This window comes from Paraburkholderia sp. CNPSo 3272, from assembly GCF_024206495.1.
Taxonomy (GTDB): domain Bacteria; phylum Pseudomonadota; class Gammaproteobacteria; order Burkholderiales; family Burkholderiaceae; genus Paraburkholderia.
Map to the genome: position 1 here is coordinate 165,366 of NZ_JAMBPQ010000013.1, position 19,683 is coordinate 185,048.

Here is a 19,683-nt window from a genome sequence, read left to right on the forward strand (position 1 = left end):
CAGACGTTGAATTGACGCTCGCAATTGTTTGTTTCCGTCTCGCGAACGCGCGAGCAAAGCCCGCCCGCCGGGCGTCCCCCACCCCTGTTTCCCATATCGTATCGGCGAAAGGCCACGAACCAACCGGATCATGATGGGCAAAGCTCGCTGTTGTGTTTTTCCGTCGACCGCCCTGACGAGCCGCCGAGCGGCGACCGGACTCGGCAACTGTCGCACATTTCCACGCGCTTTTTTATTGTTTCATCATTTATGATATAGTCGTCACTTACGACGTCGGACTGCTAACGTCTGTTCCATTACGGCGTGGGCACATTGATGGATGGCGCCTGCTGCGCCATCTGGCATGCAAAGACGTTCTGCGCGTCTCTTTCCATGCCCGAGCTATGCGACAAGCACTTCTGGTCACTCTCCGCCTCATCGTCCTTGCATTGTCTGGCCTGGTTCCGGCCTTTGCATACGCGGCTGGCACCCCGCCTCTCGCGCCGGACAGTAGCTATTTTGTGCCCATCGCTGGCGTCGGTTCCGACGCCGTGGAAGCGCTCAATGCGCTTCAGGCCAAGGAAGACGCGATCAGGCAACGCGCATCGACGGCAACCAGTGATGCCGAACTGATCGAACTGGACTCGCTGAGCCGGCGTGTCGTCGACGACGTCGACAGACTGGTCGCAACCTCGTTGGAGCCCGAGCTGGAAAGGACGCATGCGCAGCTCGATGTGCTCGGAGCTGCGCCCGTTGCCGGCGCGAGTTCAGAAACACCCGCCGTCACCCAGCAACGCAACGCCCTCACGACGCAGAAAGAGCGGCTCGATGCGCAAGTCGGGCAGGCGGAAGGCATCAAAGGTAATCTGGTCAACGTTGACGCACAGATTGCCCGATTGCTTCACGAACATCTGAAAGACCAACTGGCGCTTCGCACCGGGAGCATTCTGAGCGCTGCGTTCTGGGCGCCCGTCGTTCACCCGGATGCGGCTGACTACCAAAGTCTGCGAGCGTTTGGCGAGCAGGTCGAAAAGCAGATGCAATCGATGTGGCAGCCGGGACGCCGGATAACGAACACGCTTCTTTTACTGATCGCGCTGGCATGCGCAACAGTCGGTATCCGCGTTCTTGAACGAACGGCAGGATCGGTTTGCCTTCGGCGTCTGCCGGAAGGACGGCTGCGGCGAAGCGCTTTCGCGATATCGACCGTGTTGGCGACGCTGGCAGCCACGATGGTTGCGGTACACCTCGCCGGCCTGGCCATAGTCAGTCAACAAAGTTTGTCGCCCGCCCTTCAGACCTTCACTGATGAACTTGTCAAACACATTGTCAATTGTGCGTTGGTCGTCGCGCTTGGCAGGGCGTTTCTGTGCACCAGGCATCCAACCTGGCGCCTACCTGCCATCGCCGATCCCGTTGCGCACGCGCTCAGATCTTTTCCGCGAACTTTGGCCGCGCTCCTGTTGTTTTCAGGGGCGATAGAGCAAATCAACCGAGCCGTCGATACCAGCCTTCAACTCACGATTTTCACTCGCGGTCTAGTCGCGTTGATCGTCTCGTTGACCATCGGTACTTCATTGCTGCACACGAACCGGGTACGCACCGCACTCGCTGCGGTCGGAAATTCGCCTGAAGGTCGGTCGACAATTGCGGGCTTGATTCATGCTGCCGTCTGCGTTGTCGTCGTGGGGGCCTTGGCCGCATTGCTCTGCGGGTACATTTCCGTTGCGCGTTTCCTGACCTACGAACTCGTGTGGTTCGACATCGTCCTGTGCAGTCTCTATTTTCTTGTGGTGCTTACGCGTGATCTATGCGAAAGCGTCTTTTCGCCAGCGCATTCAAGCGGCAATACGATCAAGCATCTGTTTGGTCTCGAAAATGCCCATCTCGCCCAGATTGCGACGGTCCTTTCCGGAGTCTGCCGAAGCGCGCTCATCGTCGCTGCGGTCGTTGCGCTGCTCACAGGTGGCCTGGGAACTACGCCCGCCGATCTCATCGACAGCATTTTCGAAGTGCTAGGCGGGGACTGGCTGCGTGCGCTCAATATCGTCCCCGCTCATATCCTCAGCGCCATACTCACATCCGGCGTTGGTCTGTACCTTGTGCGGTCCGTGCGCAAATGGTTCGACAGGGAGTTGTTGCCGAAGACAGAAATGAGTCCTGGCATGCGCACGTCCCTGCTGACGTTGTTTGCGAACATTGGTTACGTACTCGTCGTACTGCAGACCTTGTCCGTGCTAGGCGTCAGATGGCACAACCTTGCATGGATAGTGAGTGCATTGTCGGTGGGAATCGGTTTCGGTCTGCAGGAGATCGTAAAAAACTTTATTTCCGGACTCATCTTGCTCGCGGAGCGGCCGGTGAAGGTGGGCGATATGATCAGTATCGCCGGCATCGAGGGCGACATACGACGCATTAGTGTACGCGCCACCCAGATCCAGCTTGCAGACAAGTCAACCGTGATCGTGCCGAACTCACAGCTCATATCGCAGAATGTGCGCAACGTCACGATGGGAAACACCACACAAGGTGTCACCTCCCTGGTGCTCACATTCGCGTTGGATGTCGACCCGGAGCGCGTCCGCGAGATTCTTCTCGACGCCTATAGTGATCACCCTTCGGTTCTGGCGCATCCGTCGCCGTCTGTGATGTTCAGTCAGCTGACGCCCGATGGCATTACACTCACGGTCACGGGGCACGTCAGGAGTCCCAGGATCGTTGCCGACACCAGAAGTGAACTTCTGTTCGCCATCCTGAAGCGGCTGCGTGCCGCGGACATCCCGTTGTCGAATCCACGAACGGTTTTGGTCCACGGACCGCTCGTTTGCGCCCCCGATGGGCACGGGGCCGCTTCGAACGGACCACCGCGTAGCAGTTTTTCGTTAGCCGGCACAACCAGCGTACCGGCGAACGCCCGGAATACAGCAGGCAGCGTTGAGGTATAACTACGCAGCCGCCCTTGGTTTCAGTCTCTCAAAAAACGAAACCCGAGCCGGGGAAACGATTCAGGCGCGTTCGAGCAGATGTAGTAGCGCCCTGCCCGAGTCGGTCAGCGCAAAACGGGCATCCACGACATCCACCAGCCCCGCGTTCTGAAGCGGGCTTCGCGACGGTACTGCTCGACCGCGACCTGAGCAAGGCTGAAGGAGGCGCGCGGGGAAAGGCAATTGCGACGAACGACTGCAAGACCTGGCCGACTGCGAGTTCGTCATCACGATGCTTACCTGGCGACGGCGCGGTGCTCGACGTCGCACTCCAGCTCTCGAACGTGCTCCCAACCTACGCGGTCCATGTGTCGATGAGCACTATCGGTGGGGAAACGGCGCGTGAACTCGCCGATCTGCACCAAGCGCTCGGTCAGCAATTTGTGTCGGCTCCCGTGCTCGGAAATCCGCAGCTCGCGGCTTCGCGTAATCTTCTCGTGTTCGCGGCCGCAGACAGAGAAACGCTCGACCGCTGCTTGCCGCTTCTCGAATGCCTCGGCCGGCACGTCGTCGTCACATTGGCGAACACGCCGAAGAGGCCAATCGGATCCAGCTCGCCATCGAACACCCTCCTATAGGTGCCGCGTAGCCGCACCATGAGGATGGCACTGCCCATACCGTTACGAGGCGGCCCGACCCCGGGTGTCGCGTGACACGATTCCTAAAAGGACTAGTCATGAAGACGCGAATCAGAATCGCCAGGCCTGTTAGCGACCTTGCCCGCACTGAACGCATGTATTGCGCGGCGCTCACGCTGGCGGTGCTGGGAAGGTTTCAGGATCATCAGGGATTCGACGGCGTGATGCTTGGAAGTCCGGGCGTGGACTATCACTTTGAGTTCACCCATTGCCGCGCACATCCGGTTGTGCCAAGCCCGACGAGTGAGGACTTGCTGGTGTTCTACATTCCGGATCGACAAGAGTGGCAATCAACGTGTGATCGCGTTGTCGAAAATGGATTTGTCTGCGTAACGTCGCTCAACCCTTATTGGGATGTCTCGGGCCGGACGTTCGAGGATCCCGACGGCTACCGGGTGGTTTTGCAAAATGCAGCGTGGAGCTGCTGACGCACATATCACGCAAGTTTCCGCTTTCTGGCGTTCATCGTTCGCCGAGGCGAGCGCGCAGGCACAGTATCAACCCGGCGTCGCAAGCCGCCTCGCCGTAGGCGGACGCGTGCCAGCAGTCAATGCAAGCCGACGCGCGAAAGCGTCCGCTGTCACTCCCGAGCCAGCACGGCGCCCGCGCGCGCGGTCGTGGACGGCATAAGCAGCAAGGCTGCCGCGAGCGAGACGAGACATCCGGCGCAGACTTCCTCGATACGCAATTCTGCAAGCGGCACGATGGCGACACCAAGCTGGCCGTAAACAAGCCCGACAAGCATCGTGACAAAGAACACGCCGCGGGCATACGCATGAAGAATGTAATAGGCCCAGCCGAAAACCGACAAAGCCATCGCGGCCACGAGAATCCAGGCTTGGTGTCCGCACACGGTAATGAGCAGCACGCTGGCCGCCGCGCCGCTCAGCGTGCCAGCAATGCGCTTGATGACGCGTGCTCGCGTGCCCTGATACGAGGTCGTCCCAAGAAAAACGACGAACGTGCTGATGACCGCCCACATCGAACGGTCTTCCGACAACTCGCCGCCCATCAATATGGCGAGAAGGGCCGCGACGGTGGCGACGAGAGCCGGCCGCCATGCGAGCCGGTGAAATCGATGCGCGAGCACGGTGGAAAGGGGCCGTCCGGTCTGCCGTCCGATCACGTGGAGGTCGGCACGTAACGCACGGCCGCGCGAGCCCGTGCCTTCGCGGCCACGATGGTATGGGGCAACGCGAACATGAACGACGGCGCCGGCGCGCGGCCCCGCTCCATCGGAATGACGACGCGCCCAACGAATGCGACGATGAACGGAACCACCGCCATGGCGGTCAGCATTGCCTTTAGCCGCGTGGGGGAAGGATGCAGATACAGGCCGAGGTAAAAGGACACCAGCATGAGCATCGCTGCGCCCACCGCGCGAGCACCGAGCGATTGGCACAAGATGCCCACGAAGACAATGAGCAGCGCTCCGGCGTCGCGCTGCGCGGGCTGCAAGGCGAGCGCGGTGGCACCGGCAAAGGTGGCGCAGTTGCACAAAAAAAGAATGAGGAGCGAGATGAGCCAGCTCGACCAACGCGCTTCGCGCAGAAACAAAGGCGCAATCATTGCGAACAACGCGCCAGGTACGGCAAGAGTCGGCGTTTCATCATGCTGGAGCGCCCAGGCCACGCCCACGGCCGCCGTCAGCAGGCAAGCGAGCGTAGACCGTGCTGCACCGCGCAGGCGCGCAAAATCGGGGTCCTCGACAAGTGCGCGCTGCAACGCGCGTGAGAAGGCGGCGGCGATCATGGTCGACGATATCCGTGCGTGTCGGCAACCGGGCTTGTGGCCGTGGCCGATGTCCGGGCGTAACAGCCCGGCGTTGGGATGGACACCTGATGCGCACGCCTCCCGGGATCTCCGATCTGGCATGCGCCCGGCGAGGCGTACTCCCGGGCTACACCTGATCTCCGTCGCGGGCGCGACGCGAGCCAGGAGGCCCGGGTTTTCCCGGATGATAGCCGATCAAAATTACGCCAATGGCACCCATCATCGGAACTGCGAAATAGGACTGCAGGTAGCGGTTGCTATCCCAGTCCATGATCGCGACCGTGTCGCCCAGCGATTGGCCGGTTAAAGGCCCCGATCGCGTCCGAAGACCGCTCGCAGCACGACTGCTTGGCGGATTTACTCGGCAAGGTTCTTCGCTCGCACCATCGAACCCTGCCTTCGCATGACGGCGAGAAACCCGAAATGCACATTGAACGCGAGATCGGCTGGTTAAAGCGTGGCCGGCGACGAATCATCTCGATGTTGGGAATGATTTCACTGACCAAACTCCCGGGGCATCTAAGCCATTGCCTGAAACGTTTGGCGATTTTTAGCGCGCGGTCGAAGAGTGGTACCCTGCAGGTTTCACACTATCGTTCACGAGCCGCAGAGGGCAGGCCACTGCGCTGAGCGGTTCCGTGACCTACAGTCACGGCGTGAACGCCGACGTATGCACGAGAATTAGAATTAGATTCCAAAGGCTTATCCCATCGCTTATTGGCCGATTTGTCTCTGGAATTGCCAGATATACACCGTGAGACCACCCTTGCGATAAAATTATTGGGCACCTAATGGCGTACGACAAAACCGGGCTTTCACCCAGTCCCGTGTTCGGACTCAAACATATTAAACAGACAACAAAATTCCGCCATGGTTTCGAAACCCGTTGAATCACTGAACGTCGTCTCCGTAGGCAGCAAGATTCGCGGACTGCGCAAAAGACAAGGCCGTACTCTCGAAGACATCGCCGCCGCGGCGCAACTCTCCAAACCCTTTCTCTCGCAGGTGGAGCGCGATCGCGCCACCCCCTCGATCACCTCGCTCGTGAGCATCGCCAAGGCGCTCGGCGTGCCCGTAAGCTATTTCGTCGATGCGCCCACCGAAGCGGGCTGCGTGTGCCGTGGCGAGGATCTGAAGTTTTTCGGTTTCGCAAATTCTGCCGACCTCTATGCACGCCTCACTAATCCCTCTGGCGGACGCCAGCTCGAAGCCATTCTCGTGCGTATGCCACCCGGCGAGCGCTCCAGCGAAGTCACCACGCACGCAGGCGAAGAGTTCCTGCATGTGCTCTCTGGTGAAGTGACACTCACGCTAGAAGGTCAAACATTCGTGGTCCGCGCGGGCGACAGCGCGCACTATGAATCGACAGTGCCGCACGCCTGGAGCAATATGTCCGATCAGGAGACCGTACTCGTCTGGGTGGGCACGCCGCGTCTGTTCTGAGCTGCGGCCATACGGGCATAGGTGCGTGCAGCGGTCAGGGCTCCTCCGTTTCCGCCTCCTTCGTGCGTTGCGCAGTTCGCTCTCTTCGGCGCGGCGGTACCCGATGCACGGGTCTTGCCGCCACGCGCGACGCCACCGCGTAGTAAAGCACTGGCGTGAACACGAGTCCGAACAGCGTCGCCGCGATCAAGCCGCCGAGGACTCCCGTACCGATGGCGTGCCGGCTCTGCGCGCCGCCGCCCTGCGAGAAAGCGAGCGGCAGCACGCCGAGCACGAACGCCGCCGAAGTCATCACGATAGGCCGCAGGCGTTCGACGCTCGCGTCCACAACCGCGGCGCGCAGCGGCACCCCGCCCGTACGGCGCACGGCCGCGGCCTGCACGATCAGGATCGCGTTCTTCGCCGCGAGGCCGATCACGGTTACCATACCCACCTTGAAATAAATGTCGTTGGGCAGCCCGCGCAGGAGCATCGCGCTCACCGCGCCGAGCGCGCCAAGCGGAACGACCAGCAGTACCGAAAGAGGCGTGATCCAGCTCTCGTAGAGCGCCGCCAGCACCATGAACACCGCAAGCAGCGAAAGGCCGATGAGGAGCGGCGTCTGGCGCGCGGCCTCGACTTCTTCGAACGCGGCGTCGGTCCATTCGCCATACACGCCTTCGGGCAAAGCGAGCGCGAGCCGCGCCATCTCCGCCATCGCTTCGCCCGAGCTTTGCCCCGGTGCCGCGCGCCCCGTCACGTCGAGCGACGGATAACCGTTGTAGCGGCTCAGCATCACGGGGCCGAGCGTCCAGTGCGTGGCCGCAATCGACGACATCGCCACGGACCCGCCGAATGTATTTTGTACAGGCAGGTCGAGCAGCTGGCTGGCGTTCATGCGCGTGGGTGCGTCGGCGGCGACGATGACGCGGCGCATGCGCCCCCCGGCTGGAAAGTCGTCGACATAACTGGAGCCGAACGTGCTGCCCAGCACGTCCGCGATGCGGTCGAACGATACGCCATATGCGTAGGCCTTATCGCGGTCGACTTCGAGTTCCACGCGCGGCCCGTCAGGCAGGTCCTCCGAGTGGACCTGCGCCACCACGCGACTCTTGCCGGCCGCGTCGATCAGCTGGTCACGCGCGGCCTTCAATCCGTCCATGCCGACGCCCCCGCGATCCTCCAGCCGGTACGTAAAGCCCTCGGAGTGGCCGATGCCCGGCACCGCGGAAGGCAGCATAGCCTGCACGTCGCCGTCGAGGATGGTGCCGAATTGCTCGTTTAGCGCGTCGCGCACAGTCTGCGCGTCGATTTCGTCCTTGCCGCGCTGACCCCACGGCTTGAGCTCGACGAACGCCATCGCCACGTTCTGCCCGCTGCCCGCGAAGCTCCACCCCACCACGCTCGTCACGTTGCCTACAGCCTGCTGCTTGCCAAGCATCGCCTCCACCCGCTTTACCACCTCGAGCGTGCGCGCCTGCGTGGCGCCCGCGGGCAACTGAATCATCACCTGCAACTGCCCTTCGTCCTCACTCGGCAGGAAGCCCTGCGGCAGCTTCCAGTACAAGAGCGCCCCAACCGCGCACAGCACCACGTAGATCGCTAGCACACGCGGTCCGCGCCGCAATAGCGCGGCCACGACCGCCCGGTAGCCGCGCGAGGCACGCGCCGCTTGCGCCGTCAAACCGCGCTCGGGCTTCGGCGTTCGCTTCGGCATCCTTAGCAGACTCGCACAAAGGGCCGGCGTTAGAGTGAGCGCCATGAACGACGAACACAGCATCGACGCGATCATCGTCACTGCGAACTGCCGATAGATGCCGCCTACGTTGCCGTTGAAGAACAGCATCGGCACGAATACGGCGGTGAGCACCGCCGTCACACCGACGATCGCGCCGCCAATGCGCTTCATCGCGGCGCGCGTGGCTTCGCGCGGTGCAAGCCCGCGCTCGTGCATCATGCGTTGCACGCTCTCCACGACAACGATGGCATCGTCCACGAGTATGCCGATAGCGAGCACGAGGCCGAACATGGTGAACACGTTGATCGACATCCCGGCCCAATACAGTGCTACGAATGCGCCCATGAGCGTGACGGGGATCACCACCGTGGGCACGAGGGTGGAGCGCAGGTCGCGCAGGAATAGCCACATCACCGCGAATACGAGCACCACGGCTTCGATGAGCGTGATCACCACTTCGTGAATCGCCACGCGCACGAAGTATGCGGTATCGAATGGAATTTCGATCGCTACGCCCGGAGGAAGACGTCTGGACAGCTCCGCGAGACGCGCACGAATCCTGTTCGAAGTCTCCAGCGCGTTGCCGCGTGGGCCGAGATGGATGCCGACGGTCGCCGCCGATCTGCCGTTCAGGCGCGAGTAGAACGAGTAGTCGGCGCGGCCCAGTTCCACGCGCGCGATGTCGCGCAAGCGCACGAGCGAGCCATCCGGCTTCGCCTTCAGCACGATCTGTCCGAACTCGTCGGCCGTTTCGAGTTGCCCCTTCACGCTCACCGACTCGGTGATTTGCTGCCCGTTCACGAACGGCGCGTTCCCGAGCGTGCCCGCTGTCACCGGCGAGTTCTGCGCGGCGATGGCCGCGTTGACCTCGGCCGCCGTGAGGCCGTATTCGCGCAGCTTCACCGGATCGAGCCAGACGCGCATGGCCTCGTCGGCGTCCCAGAGCTCCGCCGCGCCAACTCCCGGTGCACGCTTGAGGTCGCGAAGGATGAAGCGGTTCAGGTAGTCACTGAGTTGCGCGGAATCGCGCGTGCCGTCGGTGGACGTGAGCGCGACTAACATCAGAAACGTATTCGACGCCTTCTCCACGTCGATGCCCTGCTGCACCACTTGCTGCGGCAACCGCGCCTCGACCTGCTTCAGACGGTTCTGCACGTCCACGAGCGCGATGTCGGGATTGGTATCCGACGTGAAGGTCACGTCGATTTCCAGGTCCCCCAGCGCATCGCTCGTCGTCTCGTAGTACTGCAGGCCTTCGGCGCCATCGAGGCTCTCCTCGATCACGCTCGCGACGTTGTTGCCCACCTCCTCCGCCGACGCACCCGGATATTCCGCGCTGATAACGATGCGCGGCGGCGAGAGCTGCGGATACTGTGCGACCGGCAGCATGGGAATCGCGAGCACGCCCGCGACGATTATCGCGAGCGCGATGACCCATGCGAAGACCGGCCTGTCGATAAAAAAGAAGGGCACGCGCTCGCCGGTACGATTAGGGGAACAAGGGTGAAGCGAACGGCGGTGCTTCCGCGTAGCGCGCCATATGAAGCGTATCGGCAAGTACGCCGGCGCGCATTGCGGCACCGCGCGAGCGGCCCTCTACGACGAAGCCGAACTTGCGATAGAGCGCGATCGCGGCTTCATTGTCGGCGAACACTTCGAGTTCGAGCCTGCGCAGGCCCAGCGAATGGTCGGCACAGGCGACGATCGCCGCCATCAGCGCGCTGCCCACGCCACGACGCTGCCAGGCGTCGTGCACGCCGAAGCCCACGCAAGCGCAGTGTGAGCGGCGCGCCTTCGCGACATCGAGCTGCGATTGTCCCACCACGCGTCCGTCGATATCGGCGCAAATCGTGATGCAGCCGGGCGCCCGGCTCTCATACCACGCACGCAAGGATTCCGGGGTGCGCCACCCGCTCAATAGCGTGCCGTGGCGCACACCTGGCTGATTCATCAAGTCGGCGATCGCCTCGAAATCGGCGGGCTCGCAGGTGCGCACGCGGATAGTACCGGGTGACGCGAACGCGGGCGATGGTGTCGGGACGTGCATGGGGATCACTCCGGGGTGAGGGGCAGCGGATCGTGCAGGCGCGCCATCAAGAAGAAGTCGGCGAGTATTCCTTCGCGCAATACTGCGCCGCGCAAACGCGCCTCGACTTCGAAACCGCACTTTCGGTAGAGCGCGATCGCGGCAGCATTGTCGGTGTAGACGTGAAGTTGGAGCCGCCGTAGGCCCAACCAGTTGTCGGCGAAGTCGAGGATCTGCTCCATGAGGAACGTTCCGACGCCCCGACGCTGCCAATCGTCGTGCACGTTTATGCCGATCTCGCCGACGTGCGCGCGGCGCAACTTCTGCGGATGCAGTTCAGCTTCGCCCACGATAGTCTCGCCCACCAACGCGCCGATGATGACGGCCGGCGATACCACGTTCGCGATCCACTCACGGGTCTGTGCGACCGAACTATACGGTGGCTCTGCATTGCCCCGCACTATTGACGGGCTGTGCCCCAGCGCATGCAACGCTTCGGCATCGCCGGGGCGCAATGCGCGCACGACGAGCCCCTCGGGTAAGCGCGACTGCATTGTTGTTTCCTTCGTGTTTGAGACGTCAGGGACGCTCAGGCAGGCTACAGCGTCAGTTCAAACGACTTCACCAGCACCCCGGGAAGCTGCATGCCGCCTGTCGCGCGTTGACCCCAGGTGTCTTCGGACAGGCGCAGCTCGGGCTGCGCACCGAGACGCTCGAGGCGCTCGCCCAGCAGGCCGTACAGACTGTCGTCGAAGCGCATCGCGTCTACCGGCGCAACGACACGCCCCTCCTCCACCCAGAACGTCGCAAAACGCGTCATGCCGGTCAGGCGGCAGCCCATGCGATCCGAGAAGTTCACGTACCAGAGGTTGCCGACGTACAGACCCGTGCCCAGCGCCGCGAGCACATCCGCATCCGCGAGGTCGCCGCCCGGCATCGAAAGCGACGACGGCGCCTCGCTCGCCAGTGCACCGTTAGGGAGCAGGCCGTACTCGCGCGCCGTCCGGGCGTTTGTCAATTGCGCGACGCTCCTCCCCTCACGCACGAGCGGCACGCTTTCGCGCAAATAGCCGTCGTCGTTGAAGGCAGGTGTAATACCAAGTCCGAGCTCTTCAGTGATCGAGACGCGCGCGTCGAGCGAAAGCTCGCCGCCATGCAGCCGGTAAAGCGGGCTCTGCGACGTCGCCTGCGCGCGCGCTGAAAAGCCGCCCCACGCAGCAACGCCCAGCAGCTCTTCGAGCGCCGCTGGCGCGAGCCATGCACGGTACCGGCCCGGCCCGAGCGCTCGCGGCGCGAGCGCCAGCACGGGCAGGCGTGCCGCCGCCTCCTGCACCTTGCTGGCAAACTTCGCGTCGTCCCAGTTCTCGCCCGCATAGGTCGTCTTGATGGCGCGGCCGCCCGGATGATAGAGCGACCAGCTGAAGCAGAAGTTTTCGACTTCGTGCCAGCCACGGCTGCCGCAACTGGAGGCGAAGCCGCGCGCGAGCATGCCGCCCGCGTAGAAGCCAACGAAGTCGAGCCCGCGCGCGCATTCGGCCACGACATGGATGAGGGCATGCGGATCCCGCAGCCGTCCCGTGCGCCGCGTCGAACGCTGCCACGCTGTCGTGTCGTAGAGCAGATGGGGATCATCAGGTGCATCACGCAGGTCCGAGCGAAGCGTTTGCAACGTCGCGCCCACATCGCGCAGATCCTGATCAGCGTTGCCGCAGATGTCGAGCGTGGAATACGCCTGGCGCGCGCCATCGATCATCCGAAGCGTGAGCTTGCCTTGGGAGACGAGTCCCATTTGCCGTACTTTGCCGCCGTTGAAACGAATGAAATCCGATTGCTCTCCGGCAAAGGAAGTGAGCGCCGTTTCACCAGCCAGCAACAACCCGTCGATCGCATCGGCGAGCATCATGAAATGCGAGTGCCAATCTACCGCCACACGCTCGCTTGCAAAGAGTACGTCGCTCATCAGGCGCCTCCAAAAACGTCTACGTTGCTGAAGACGCACGCCGGTGACGCGTGCCCCACACGAATGACCTGCGCGGGCTCTCCCTTGCCGCAATAAGGCGTGCCGTAGACCTCTCGGGTGCTCGCGTCGCCTACGGCGACGAGACTGCGCCAGAAGCTCGCCGAAATGCCGCGATAATTAGGCCGCTTGACGACCTGCGTGAGCTTGCCGTTCTCGATGAGCCGGCCATATTCGCAACCGAACTGGAACTTGTTGCGATGGTCGTCAATCGACCAGGACGTATTCGAAGTCATCAGAATGCCGTTGTCGATGCTTGCGATCATCGCGGCGAGTGTTTCGGTACCGGGCTCGATGTTCAGGTTCGCCATGCGGTCGATAGGCGGGCGATTCCAGTTGGCCGCGCGCGAGTTCGCGACCCCCGGCAGCCCGGCGCGCTGCTGCGAGAGTGCCCCACCGAGCGGCCGCTCCAGCACCCCGTTGCGGATCAGGTATTGCTTGCTCGCCGAACTGCCTTCGTCGTCGAACGCGTAGGTAGCGGCTTCTTCGCGCAGCTCGGGGTCGAACGTCACATTCAGCAACGGGGAGCCGTACTGATAGCTGCCGAACATCTCCGGCTTCACGAAGCTCCAGCCAGCGAAGTTGCGCTCGTCGCCGAGAATCCGGTCCAGTTCGAGTGGATGACCGATCGATTCGTGAATCTGCAACATCATCTGGTCCGGCATCAGCAGCAGGTCGCGCGTGCCCGACGGGCAATTCGGCGCCGCGAGCAGTTGCAGCGCTTCGTTCGCCACACGGGCGCCAGCACCATTGAAGCCGTGCCGTGCGAGTATCTCCAGACCTCCCTGCCCGAGCGCGCCGTGGTCGCCGGCAAGCGTTCGCACCTGCGTGTCGCCGTTCGCATGCGCGGCCACGCTCAGCCCTGGCATGAGGTAGCGAAAGCGCTGCTCGATGCTCACACCGTCGCTCGTGAGATAGAGTTGATCCGTGTGCGCGACGTGCATGCTGGCCACGCGCTCGACGATGCGCGAGTCGAGGTTCGCCGACGCGCATTCGTGCGCGAGTTGGCTGAGCCACTCACGGCGGGTGGGGAGCGGCGTGTCGATGTTCGGCGACGCATAGCTGCCGCTCGCAACGGGCCGGGCAATGCGGCGGTAATCGATCAACGAGACTTGCGCACATGCGAACGCCCGCGCCGTGGCGATATCGAGTGCGCACTGGAGGCCCTCGGCACTGAGATCGGCGGTAGCCGCATAGCCGGCACCGGCGCCGGCCCAGGCCGTCAGCATTGCGCCCCGCTCGCGCACCACACGCAGCGGCTGCGCGACGTCGTTGCGCACCACGTGGTCCTCGATAACTTCGCCCATCATGCGCAGCGACCAGAAATCGGCGCTGCTCTTCAGCGTGCGCGCGCCCTGCAGCCAACGCTCTTCGATCATGCGAACTTCTCCTGTAGCACCGCCGGCTCGTCCAGCATCGACGACGCCAGCAGCGATTGCGTGTAAGGATGAGACGGCGCGTGCAGCACGTCGAGCGTGTCACCCTGCTCAACGATGCGGCCCGCTTTCATCACGATCACACGATGCGCCATGGCGCGCATGACGGCCAGATCATGCGTGATGAACAAATAACTCAGCTTGTACTTCTTCTGCAAGTTCGTCAGCAGCGCGAGTACCTGTTTTTGGATCGAGACGTCGAGCGCGCTGGTTGGCTCATCGAGAACGATCAGTTCCGGTTCCACCGCCAGTGCACGGGCAATGGCGATGCGCTGGCGCTGTCCGCCCGAAAATTCGTGGGGGTAGCGCTGCATCGAATCGGCGGGCAGGCCCACTTCCTCGAGCAGTGATGCGATACGCATACGTCGCGCCGGTCCGTCAACCTCCGGTCTGTGCACGGCCAGCCCCTCTCCGACTATCTGCTCGATCGTCATGCGCGGAGAAAGCGACCCGAATGGATCCTGAAACACCACCTGCATGCGCGCGTACAGTGCGCGGCGGGCCCTCGCCTTGCGTTGCGCCGAGAGCGCAACCCCATCGATGCGGATCTCGCCCGCTGCCGCGCTTTTCAGGCCGAGTACGGTGGCCGCGAGCGTCGATTTGCCCGAGCCCGACTCGCCGACGATACCGAGCGTTTCGCCGCGCCGCAGCGTCAGGTTCGCTTCGTGCAAGGCACGGAAAGTCGAACTGCCGAAAACCGAGCGCCAGCCTTTGACCGCCGTGCGGTAATCCACGGCGAGGCCTTTCACGTCGAGGATGGGCGGCGCATCCACTGCGACCGGCGCCACCTCGCGACGCGGCTCGCTATCGAGCAGGCGCTGCGTGTAGGGATGCTGCGGGTTCGAGAAAAGCTCTGCAGTCGTGTTCGTTTCTACGAGCACGCCCTTTTCCATTACCGCCACGCGCTGCGCAAAGCGCCGCACGAGATTCAGGTCATGCGTGATGAGCAATATGGCCATGCCACGGGCTGCGGCCTCCTGCTCCTGGAGATCGATCAGCAAATCGACGATCTGCTGGCGCACGGTCACATCGAGCGCCGTGGTGGGCTCGTCGGCGAGCAAGAGGCGCGGGCGGCACGCGAGCGCCATCGCGATCATCGCACGCTGGCGCTGTCCGCCGGATAGCTGATGCGGAAAGCTGTCGATGCGGCGCTCCGGCTCGGGAATGCCGGTGCGCCGCAAGAGCTCGATGCCACGCTCGCGCGCCGCGCCGGCGCTGAGCCCCTCGTGCAGACGCAGGCTTTCGGCGATTTGCTTGCCTACCGTGTACAGCGGGTTCAGGGCGGTCATCGGCTCCTGAAAGATCATGGCGATATCGGCGCCGCGAATGCCGCGCATCTCCTGCTCGGTTTTCTCCAGCAGATCCTCGCCGTCGAACTGCATGCGCCCAGTGAATCTTGCATGCTCGACGAGGCCGAGGATCGACAGCGCCGTCACGCTCTTACCCGAGCCCGATTCGCCGACGAGCGCCACGCGTTCGCCGCGCTCAATCGAGAGACTCAGTTCGCGCACCGCCTGTTTCTCGCCGAAGCGCACGCCGAAGCGCTCGATTTCCAGCAAAGGACGATTCATTATTTACCTCCGCCGAATGCCGAGCCACGCGCACGCGTATCGAGCGCGTTACGCAGTGCATCGCCCATGAACGTGAGCAGCAGCAGCGTGATCACGAGCGCCGCGAAAGCCGAGAGCGAAATCCACCATGCCTCGAGATTGTTCTTGCCCTCCTGGAGTAGCTCGCCAAGGCTGGGCGTAGGTGGCGGCACGCCGAGCCCGAGGAAGTCGAGACTCGTGAGCGAGAGAATGGCCGCACTCATGCGAAATGGCAGGAACGTGATAACCGGAGTCAGGCTGTTCGGCAGCACGTGGCGCCACATGATCTGCCAGTTGGAGAGGCCCATCGTGCGCGCCGCCTTCACGTAGTCGAGCGAGCGGTTGCGCAGGAACTCAGCGCGTACGTAATCGGAAAGCACAAGCCATCCAAACATGGAAAGCAGGATAAACAGTAGCCAAAGCGTGGGCTCGAAGATCGAGGCGAAGATGATGAGCAGGTACAGATCAGGCATCGAACTCCAGATTTCGATGAGTCGCTGCCCGATGAGATCGGTTCGTCCTCCATAGAAACCCTGCACCGCGCCCGTCAACACGCCCAACGCGATGCCCGAAACCGTTAGCGCCAATGCCATCAGCACCGAAAGCCGGAAGCCGTAGAGCAAGCGCGAAAGCACGTCGCGGCCGAACTGATCGGTACCGAGCCAGTTTGTGGCCGAGGGCGCGGACGGATACGGTCGCGCCGCGAAGTAGTCGATCGTGTCGTAATGAAAATGATTGGGCGGGTAGATCGCGAAATTGCCGCTCGATTCCAGACGTTGCCGGATATACGGGTCGAGATAATTGGTCCTCGCCGGGAAGTCGCCACCGAAGATCGTTTCTGGATAATCCTTCACGATCGGAAAGTAGTATTGACCGTCGTAACGCACGACGACCGGCCGGTCATTTGCGAGCACCTCGCCGAGCATGCTGATCGCAAACAGCGTGACGAAGATGACAAGGCTCCAATAGCCGAGCGGCTGTGCGCGAAAGCGTTGCCAGGTGCGGCGCCATGGGGAGACCGACGGCGCGTGCGGAACGGCTGCGGAATCAGCGGTCCAGGCGGTGGAACTGGATGCGGGGGTCGACGAGGACATAGCAGACGTCAGCAATGAGTTTGGTTACGAGGCCAATCAGCGTGAACAGAAACAGCGAGCCAAGGACGACGGGGTAATCGCGGCGGATAACCGAGTCGTAAGAGAGCTGGCCCATGCCGTCCAATGAGAACAGCGTTTCGATGAGCAGGTTGCCGTTCAGAAAAGCACCCACGAACGCGGCGGGCAGGCCAGTGACGAGCGGAATGGCGGCGTTGCGCAGTACGTGCTTCCACAGCACGTCGCGCTCGGGCGCGCCCTTTGCCCGCGCGGTCAGCACGTACTGGCGGCCGATCTCTTCGAGGAAGGTATTCTTCGTGAGGATCGTGACGATCGCGAAGTTGCCGACCACGGAGGCCGTTACCGGCAGGACGATGTGCCACAGGTAGTCGAGCACCTTGCCCGCGAGGCTCAGGTCCGCGAAGTCATCGGACGTGAGACCCCGCATGGGGAACACCTGCCAGAAGGTGCCACCACCGAAAAGCATCAGCAGGAGCACGCCGAGCACGAAACCCGGCACCGCATAGCCGGAGAGCACGAGTACGCTGGTCACGGTGTCGAATCGCGACCCGTTGCGCACCGCCTTGGCGATGCCGAGCGGCACGGAAATCGCGTATGTCAGTAGTACTGTCCATAACCCCAGCGTGATCGAAACCGGCAATTTCGAACGGATCACGTTCCAGACACTGTCGTGCTGGTAGTAAGACTGGCCCAGATCGAACGTTGCGTAGTTCTTGAGCATGAGGAAGTAGCGCGTGAGCGGCGGCTTGTCGAAGCCGAACTCCTTCTTGATCTGCTCGATCTGTTGTGGATCCACGCCCTGACTGCCGTGATACCCGCCACCACCTGCGCCGGTCTCGCCGCCGCGGGTCGCATTGCCATGGCGCAGTTGCGCCATGATCTGCTCGACCGGGCCGCCGGGCACGAACTGCGTGACGACGAACGTGAGCGTGACAACGCCGATCAGCGTCGGCACCATCAGCAACAGACGTCGAAAAATGTAGGCGAACATGGTGCTCCTCAGTGGGCAGCCGCTTGCGCGGTCTGGGCGACTTTCGCGCTTTGCGGCTTGCGATACCAAAAGTCGACGATCCAGTCCTGGGCCCCGAACGATACGGGCACGACGGACGGATAGCCGAGCGACGTCTTGTAAGCGATGCGCGCATTGGGAGCGTAGTACTCCGTCACGAGGTAGTACTCGTTCATCAGCACGCGATCGAGGGCACGTGTCGCCGCTTCGAGGTCGTCGAGCGTGTTCGCGGCCTGCACTGCCTTCACGAGCGCGTCGACGGCCGGCGAGCGCACACCGGGATAGTTCTCCGAGCCTACCTCGGAGGCAGCCGCGCTGCCAAAGCGGCGTGCAAGCTCCGCGCCGGGAATCGTCACCGGGCTGTAGAGCCAGGTAGTCATGTCGTAGTCGAAGTTGTCCAGGCGCTTCTGGTACAGCGCACTGTCGATTTCGCGCAGATGCGCACTGATGCCAAGCGTCGCGAGTGCCTGTGTATAAGGCAGGATCACGCGGTCCATGCCCGGCTGGTCGTCCAGGATTTCGATGTTCATGGGCTCGCCCGCGGCATTGCGCAGTGCGCCGTCACGATAGTGCCACCCGGCCTGCGCAAGCAGATCGCGCGCCTCACGCAGATTGCCGCGCAGCGAATCGGGCGGCAGCGTCGTAGGCTGCTTGATCATCGGCCCGAACACTTCCGGCGGCAGGCTCGCCCGCCACGGTTCGAGCAGCTTCAACTCTTTCTCACCCGGCATGCCGGTCGCGCCAAAAGGACTTGCCTCGAAATAGCTGTGCAGGCGCAGGTACTGACCGTAGAACATCATGCGGTTCATCCAGTCGTAATCGAACGCGAGAGAAAGCGCGTGGCGCACGCGCACGTCCTGGAACATCGGCTTGCGCAGGTTGAAGAGCATGCCCTGCATCTGTGCAGGCCCGTCCGGGAAATTGGTCTGCTTGAGCATGCCGTTACGGAAATTCTTGCCCACATACTTGCGCGCCCACTGGGTCGCGCTGTCTTCCACGTGCACATCGGCGTCGCCGGCCTTGAACGCCTCGAGCTGCGTGTACAGGTCGAGGTAAAGCTTGAACGTGATGCGCTCGAAGTGGTACATGCCGCGACGCGTGGGCAGGTTGACCGCCCAGTACGCCGGATTGCGGCGATACGCAATCTGTTTGTCGTTCTTGCGTTCGGCGATCAGATAAGCACCGCTCGCGATGGGCGGCACGTTAGAGAGTTGGTCGAATGGAACGCGCGTGCCGTCGGGTTTCATCCCCCACTTCGGCGAGAAGATGGGCAAGTCGCCCGCAATGAGCGGCGCGTCACGCTCCGCACGACGGAACTCGAAACGGATCGTTGAGGGGTTCACCACGACCGTTTTCTTTATCACCGAAAACTGCGCATTGAAGAGCGGCGAAGCTTGAGGGCTCGTGAGCGTGTCGAACGAATATTTGACGTCGGTGGCCGTTATTGGATCGCCGTTCGAGAAGCGCGCAGCCGGGTTGATATGGAACGTCGCTGACGAGAGGTCGGCCGCGACTTCAACGTTATCCGCGATCAGCGGATATTCGGAGGCCAGTTCGTCCCAGCTGCGCTGCATTAGCGTGTCGAACATCAGATTCTGGATGTCCGGCGCGGGTGCACCTCGCACAAGGAAGGGGTTCAGTGAATCGTAGCTTTGAAAATCATTGTAGTTTTCGAAACTCAGGACGCCACTCGACGATGCATCTGGGTCCGCGTAGTCGAAATGCGTGAAGCCGGCGGAATACTTAGGCTGGTCGTATTGTGCCAGCGCCGTAGCCGCTTGCGCCGGCACCACGTAAAGCGCACCCGCACCAGCTGCCAGCACCAGTGCGGAAGCAGCACCAAACCAATGCGGCGACAATCGTGACAACCTCAACTTCTTCAATCTCATCGTCTGTCTGCATGAGGACGTACGCCGGCGTGTGGCCGATGCACGGTTCGTCGGTTCGACGCGGCAGGGGT

Annotated in this window: 15 protein-coding genes; 4 read left to right on the forward strand and 11 right to left on the reverse strand. The window is 62.5% G+C overall.

The window, feature by feature from the left end:
- Window positions 1-383: 383 nt before the first annotated feature.
- The 3 genes from M3I53_RS18330 (at window position 384) to M3I53_RS18340 (ending at window position 4,029) form a co-directional block, all read left to right on the forward strand.
- Window positions 384-2,924, forward strand: coding sequence for a DUF3772 domain-containing protein (locus tag M3I53_RS18330; RefSeq protein ID WP_254317298.1), 2,541 nt, complete (start codon window positions 384-386; stop codon window positions 2,922-2,924).
- Between the two features lie 14 nt (window positions 2,925-2,938).
- Window positions 2,939-3,541 (forward strand): NAD(P)-binding domain-containing protein, encoded by a 603-nt coding sequence (locus tag M3I53_RS18335; RefSeq protein ID WP_254317299.1) that lies wholly within the window; start codon window positions 2,939-2,941, stop codon window positions 3,539-3,541.
- Window positions 3,542-3,639: 98 nt separating this feature from the next.
- A complete protein-coding gene (locus tag M3I53_RS18340) occupies window positions 3,640-4,029 on the forward strand; it encodes a VOC family protein (protein WP_254317300.1) in 390 nt (129 codons plus the stop codon).
- A 152-nt stretch (window positions 4,030-4,181) separates the two neighbouring features.
- On the opposite strand, the gene M3I53_RS18345 is transcribed toward M3I53_RS18340, so the two are convergent.
- Both M3I53_RS18345 and M3I53_RS18350 read right to left on the reverse strand, forming a co-directional pair.
- The gene (locus M3I53_RS18345; RefSeq protein WP_254317301.1) at window positions 4,182-4,727 is read right to left on the reverse strand and encodes an FUSC family protein; all 546 of its coding nucleotides are present in this window, start codon (window positions 4,725-4,727) and stop codon (window positions 4,182-4,184) included.
- Entirely contained in the window at window positions 4,724-5,353 is a 630-nt protein-coding gene (locus M3I53_RS18350) for a hypothetical protein (protein ID WP_254317302.1), read from the reverse strand. Before M3I53_RS18350 ends, M3I53_RS18345 begins: the two co-directional genes overlap by 4 nt.
- Before the next feature lie 891 nt (window positions 5,354-6,244).
- Here M3I53_RS18350 and M3I53_RS18355 point away from each other — a divergent pair.
- Window positions 6,245-6,817, forward strand: a complete 573-nt coding sequence (locus tag M3I53_RS18355; protein ID WP_254317303.1) for a cupin domain-containing protein — start codon at window positions 6,245-6,247, stop codon at window positions 6,815-6,817.
- A 34-nt stretch (window positions 6,818-6,851) separates the two neighbouring features.
- On the opposite strand, the gene M3I53_RS18360 is transcribed toward M3I53_RS18355, so the two are convergent.
- The 9 genes from M3I53_RS18360 to M3I53_RS18400 are packed head-to-tail and all read right to left on the reverse strand — an operon-like array spanning window position 6,852 to window position 19,612.
- Window positions 6,852-10,007, reverse strand: a complete 3,156-nt coding sequence (locus M3I53_RS18360) for a multidrug efflux RND transporter permease subunit (RefSeq protein WP_254317304.1) — start codon at window positions 10,005-10,007, stop codon at window positions 6,852-6,854.
- A 16-nt stretch (window positions 10,008-10,023) separates the two neighbouring features.
- Window positions 10,024-10,581 carry a GNAT family N-acetyltransferase gene (locus M3I53_RS18365; RefSeq protein WP_254317305.1) on the reverse strand — a complete coding sequence of 186 codons (558 nt, stop codon included), beginning with the start codon at window positions 10,579-10,581 and terminating at the stop codon, window positions 10,024-10,026.
- A 5-nt stretch (window positions 10,582-10,586) separates the two neighbouring features.
- Window positions 10,587-11,114: a GNAT family N-acetyltransferase gene (locus M3I53_RS18370; RefSeq protein WP_069261311.1), complete on the reverse strand. Its 528-nt coding sequence runs from the start codon at window positions 11,112-11,114 to the stop codon at window positions 10,587-10,589.
- Window positions 11,115-11,158: 44 nt separating this feature from the next.
- Entirely contained in the window at window positions 11,159-12,520 is a 1,362-nt protein-coding gene (locus M3I53_RS18375; protein WP_254317306.1) for a metallopeptidase TldD-related protein, read from the reverse strand.
- Window positions 12,520-13,956: a TldD/PmbA family protein gene (locus tag M3I53_RS18380; RefSeq protein ID WP_254317307.1), complete on the reverse strand. Its 1,437-nt coding sequence runs from the start codon at window positions 13,954-13,956 to the stop codon at window positions 12,520-12,522. The genes M3I53_RS18375 and M3I53_RS18380 overlap by 1 nt, the downstream gene beginning before the upstream one ends.
- Complete coding sequence (locus M3I53_RS18385) at window positions 13,953-15,584, reverse strand: ABC transporter ATP-binding protein (RefSeq protein ID WP_254317308.1); 1,632 nt, start codon at window positions 15,582-15,584, stop codon at window positions 13,953-13,955. Before M3I53_RS18385 ends, M3I53_RS18380 begins: the two co-directional genes overlap by 4 nt.
- A complete protein-coding gene (locus M3I53_RS18390) occupies window positions 15,584-16,696 on the reverse strand; it encodes an ABC transporter permease (RefSeq protein WP_254317309.1) in 1,113 nt (370 codons plus the stop codon). Before M3I53_RS18390 ends, M3I53_RS18385 begins: the two co-directional genes overlap by 1 nt.
- Window positions 16,650-17,705, reverse strand: a complete 1,056-nt coding sequence (locus M3I53_RS18395) for a microcin C ABC transporter permease YejB (protein ID WP_254317310.1) — start codon at window positions 17,703-17,705, stop codon at window positions 16,650-16,652. Before M3I53_RS18395 ends, M3I53_RS18390 begins: the two co-directional genes overlap by 47 nt.
- 8 nt (window positions 17,706-17,713) lie before the next feature.
- Window positions 17,714-19,612 (reverse strand): extracellular solute-binding protein, encoded by a 1,899-nt coding sequence (locus M3I53_RS18400; RefSeq protein WP_254317311.1) that lies wholly within the window; start codon window positions 19,610-19,612, stop codon window positions 17,714-17,716.
- Window positions 19,613-19,683 lie beyond the last annotated feature (71 nt).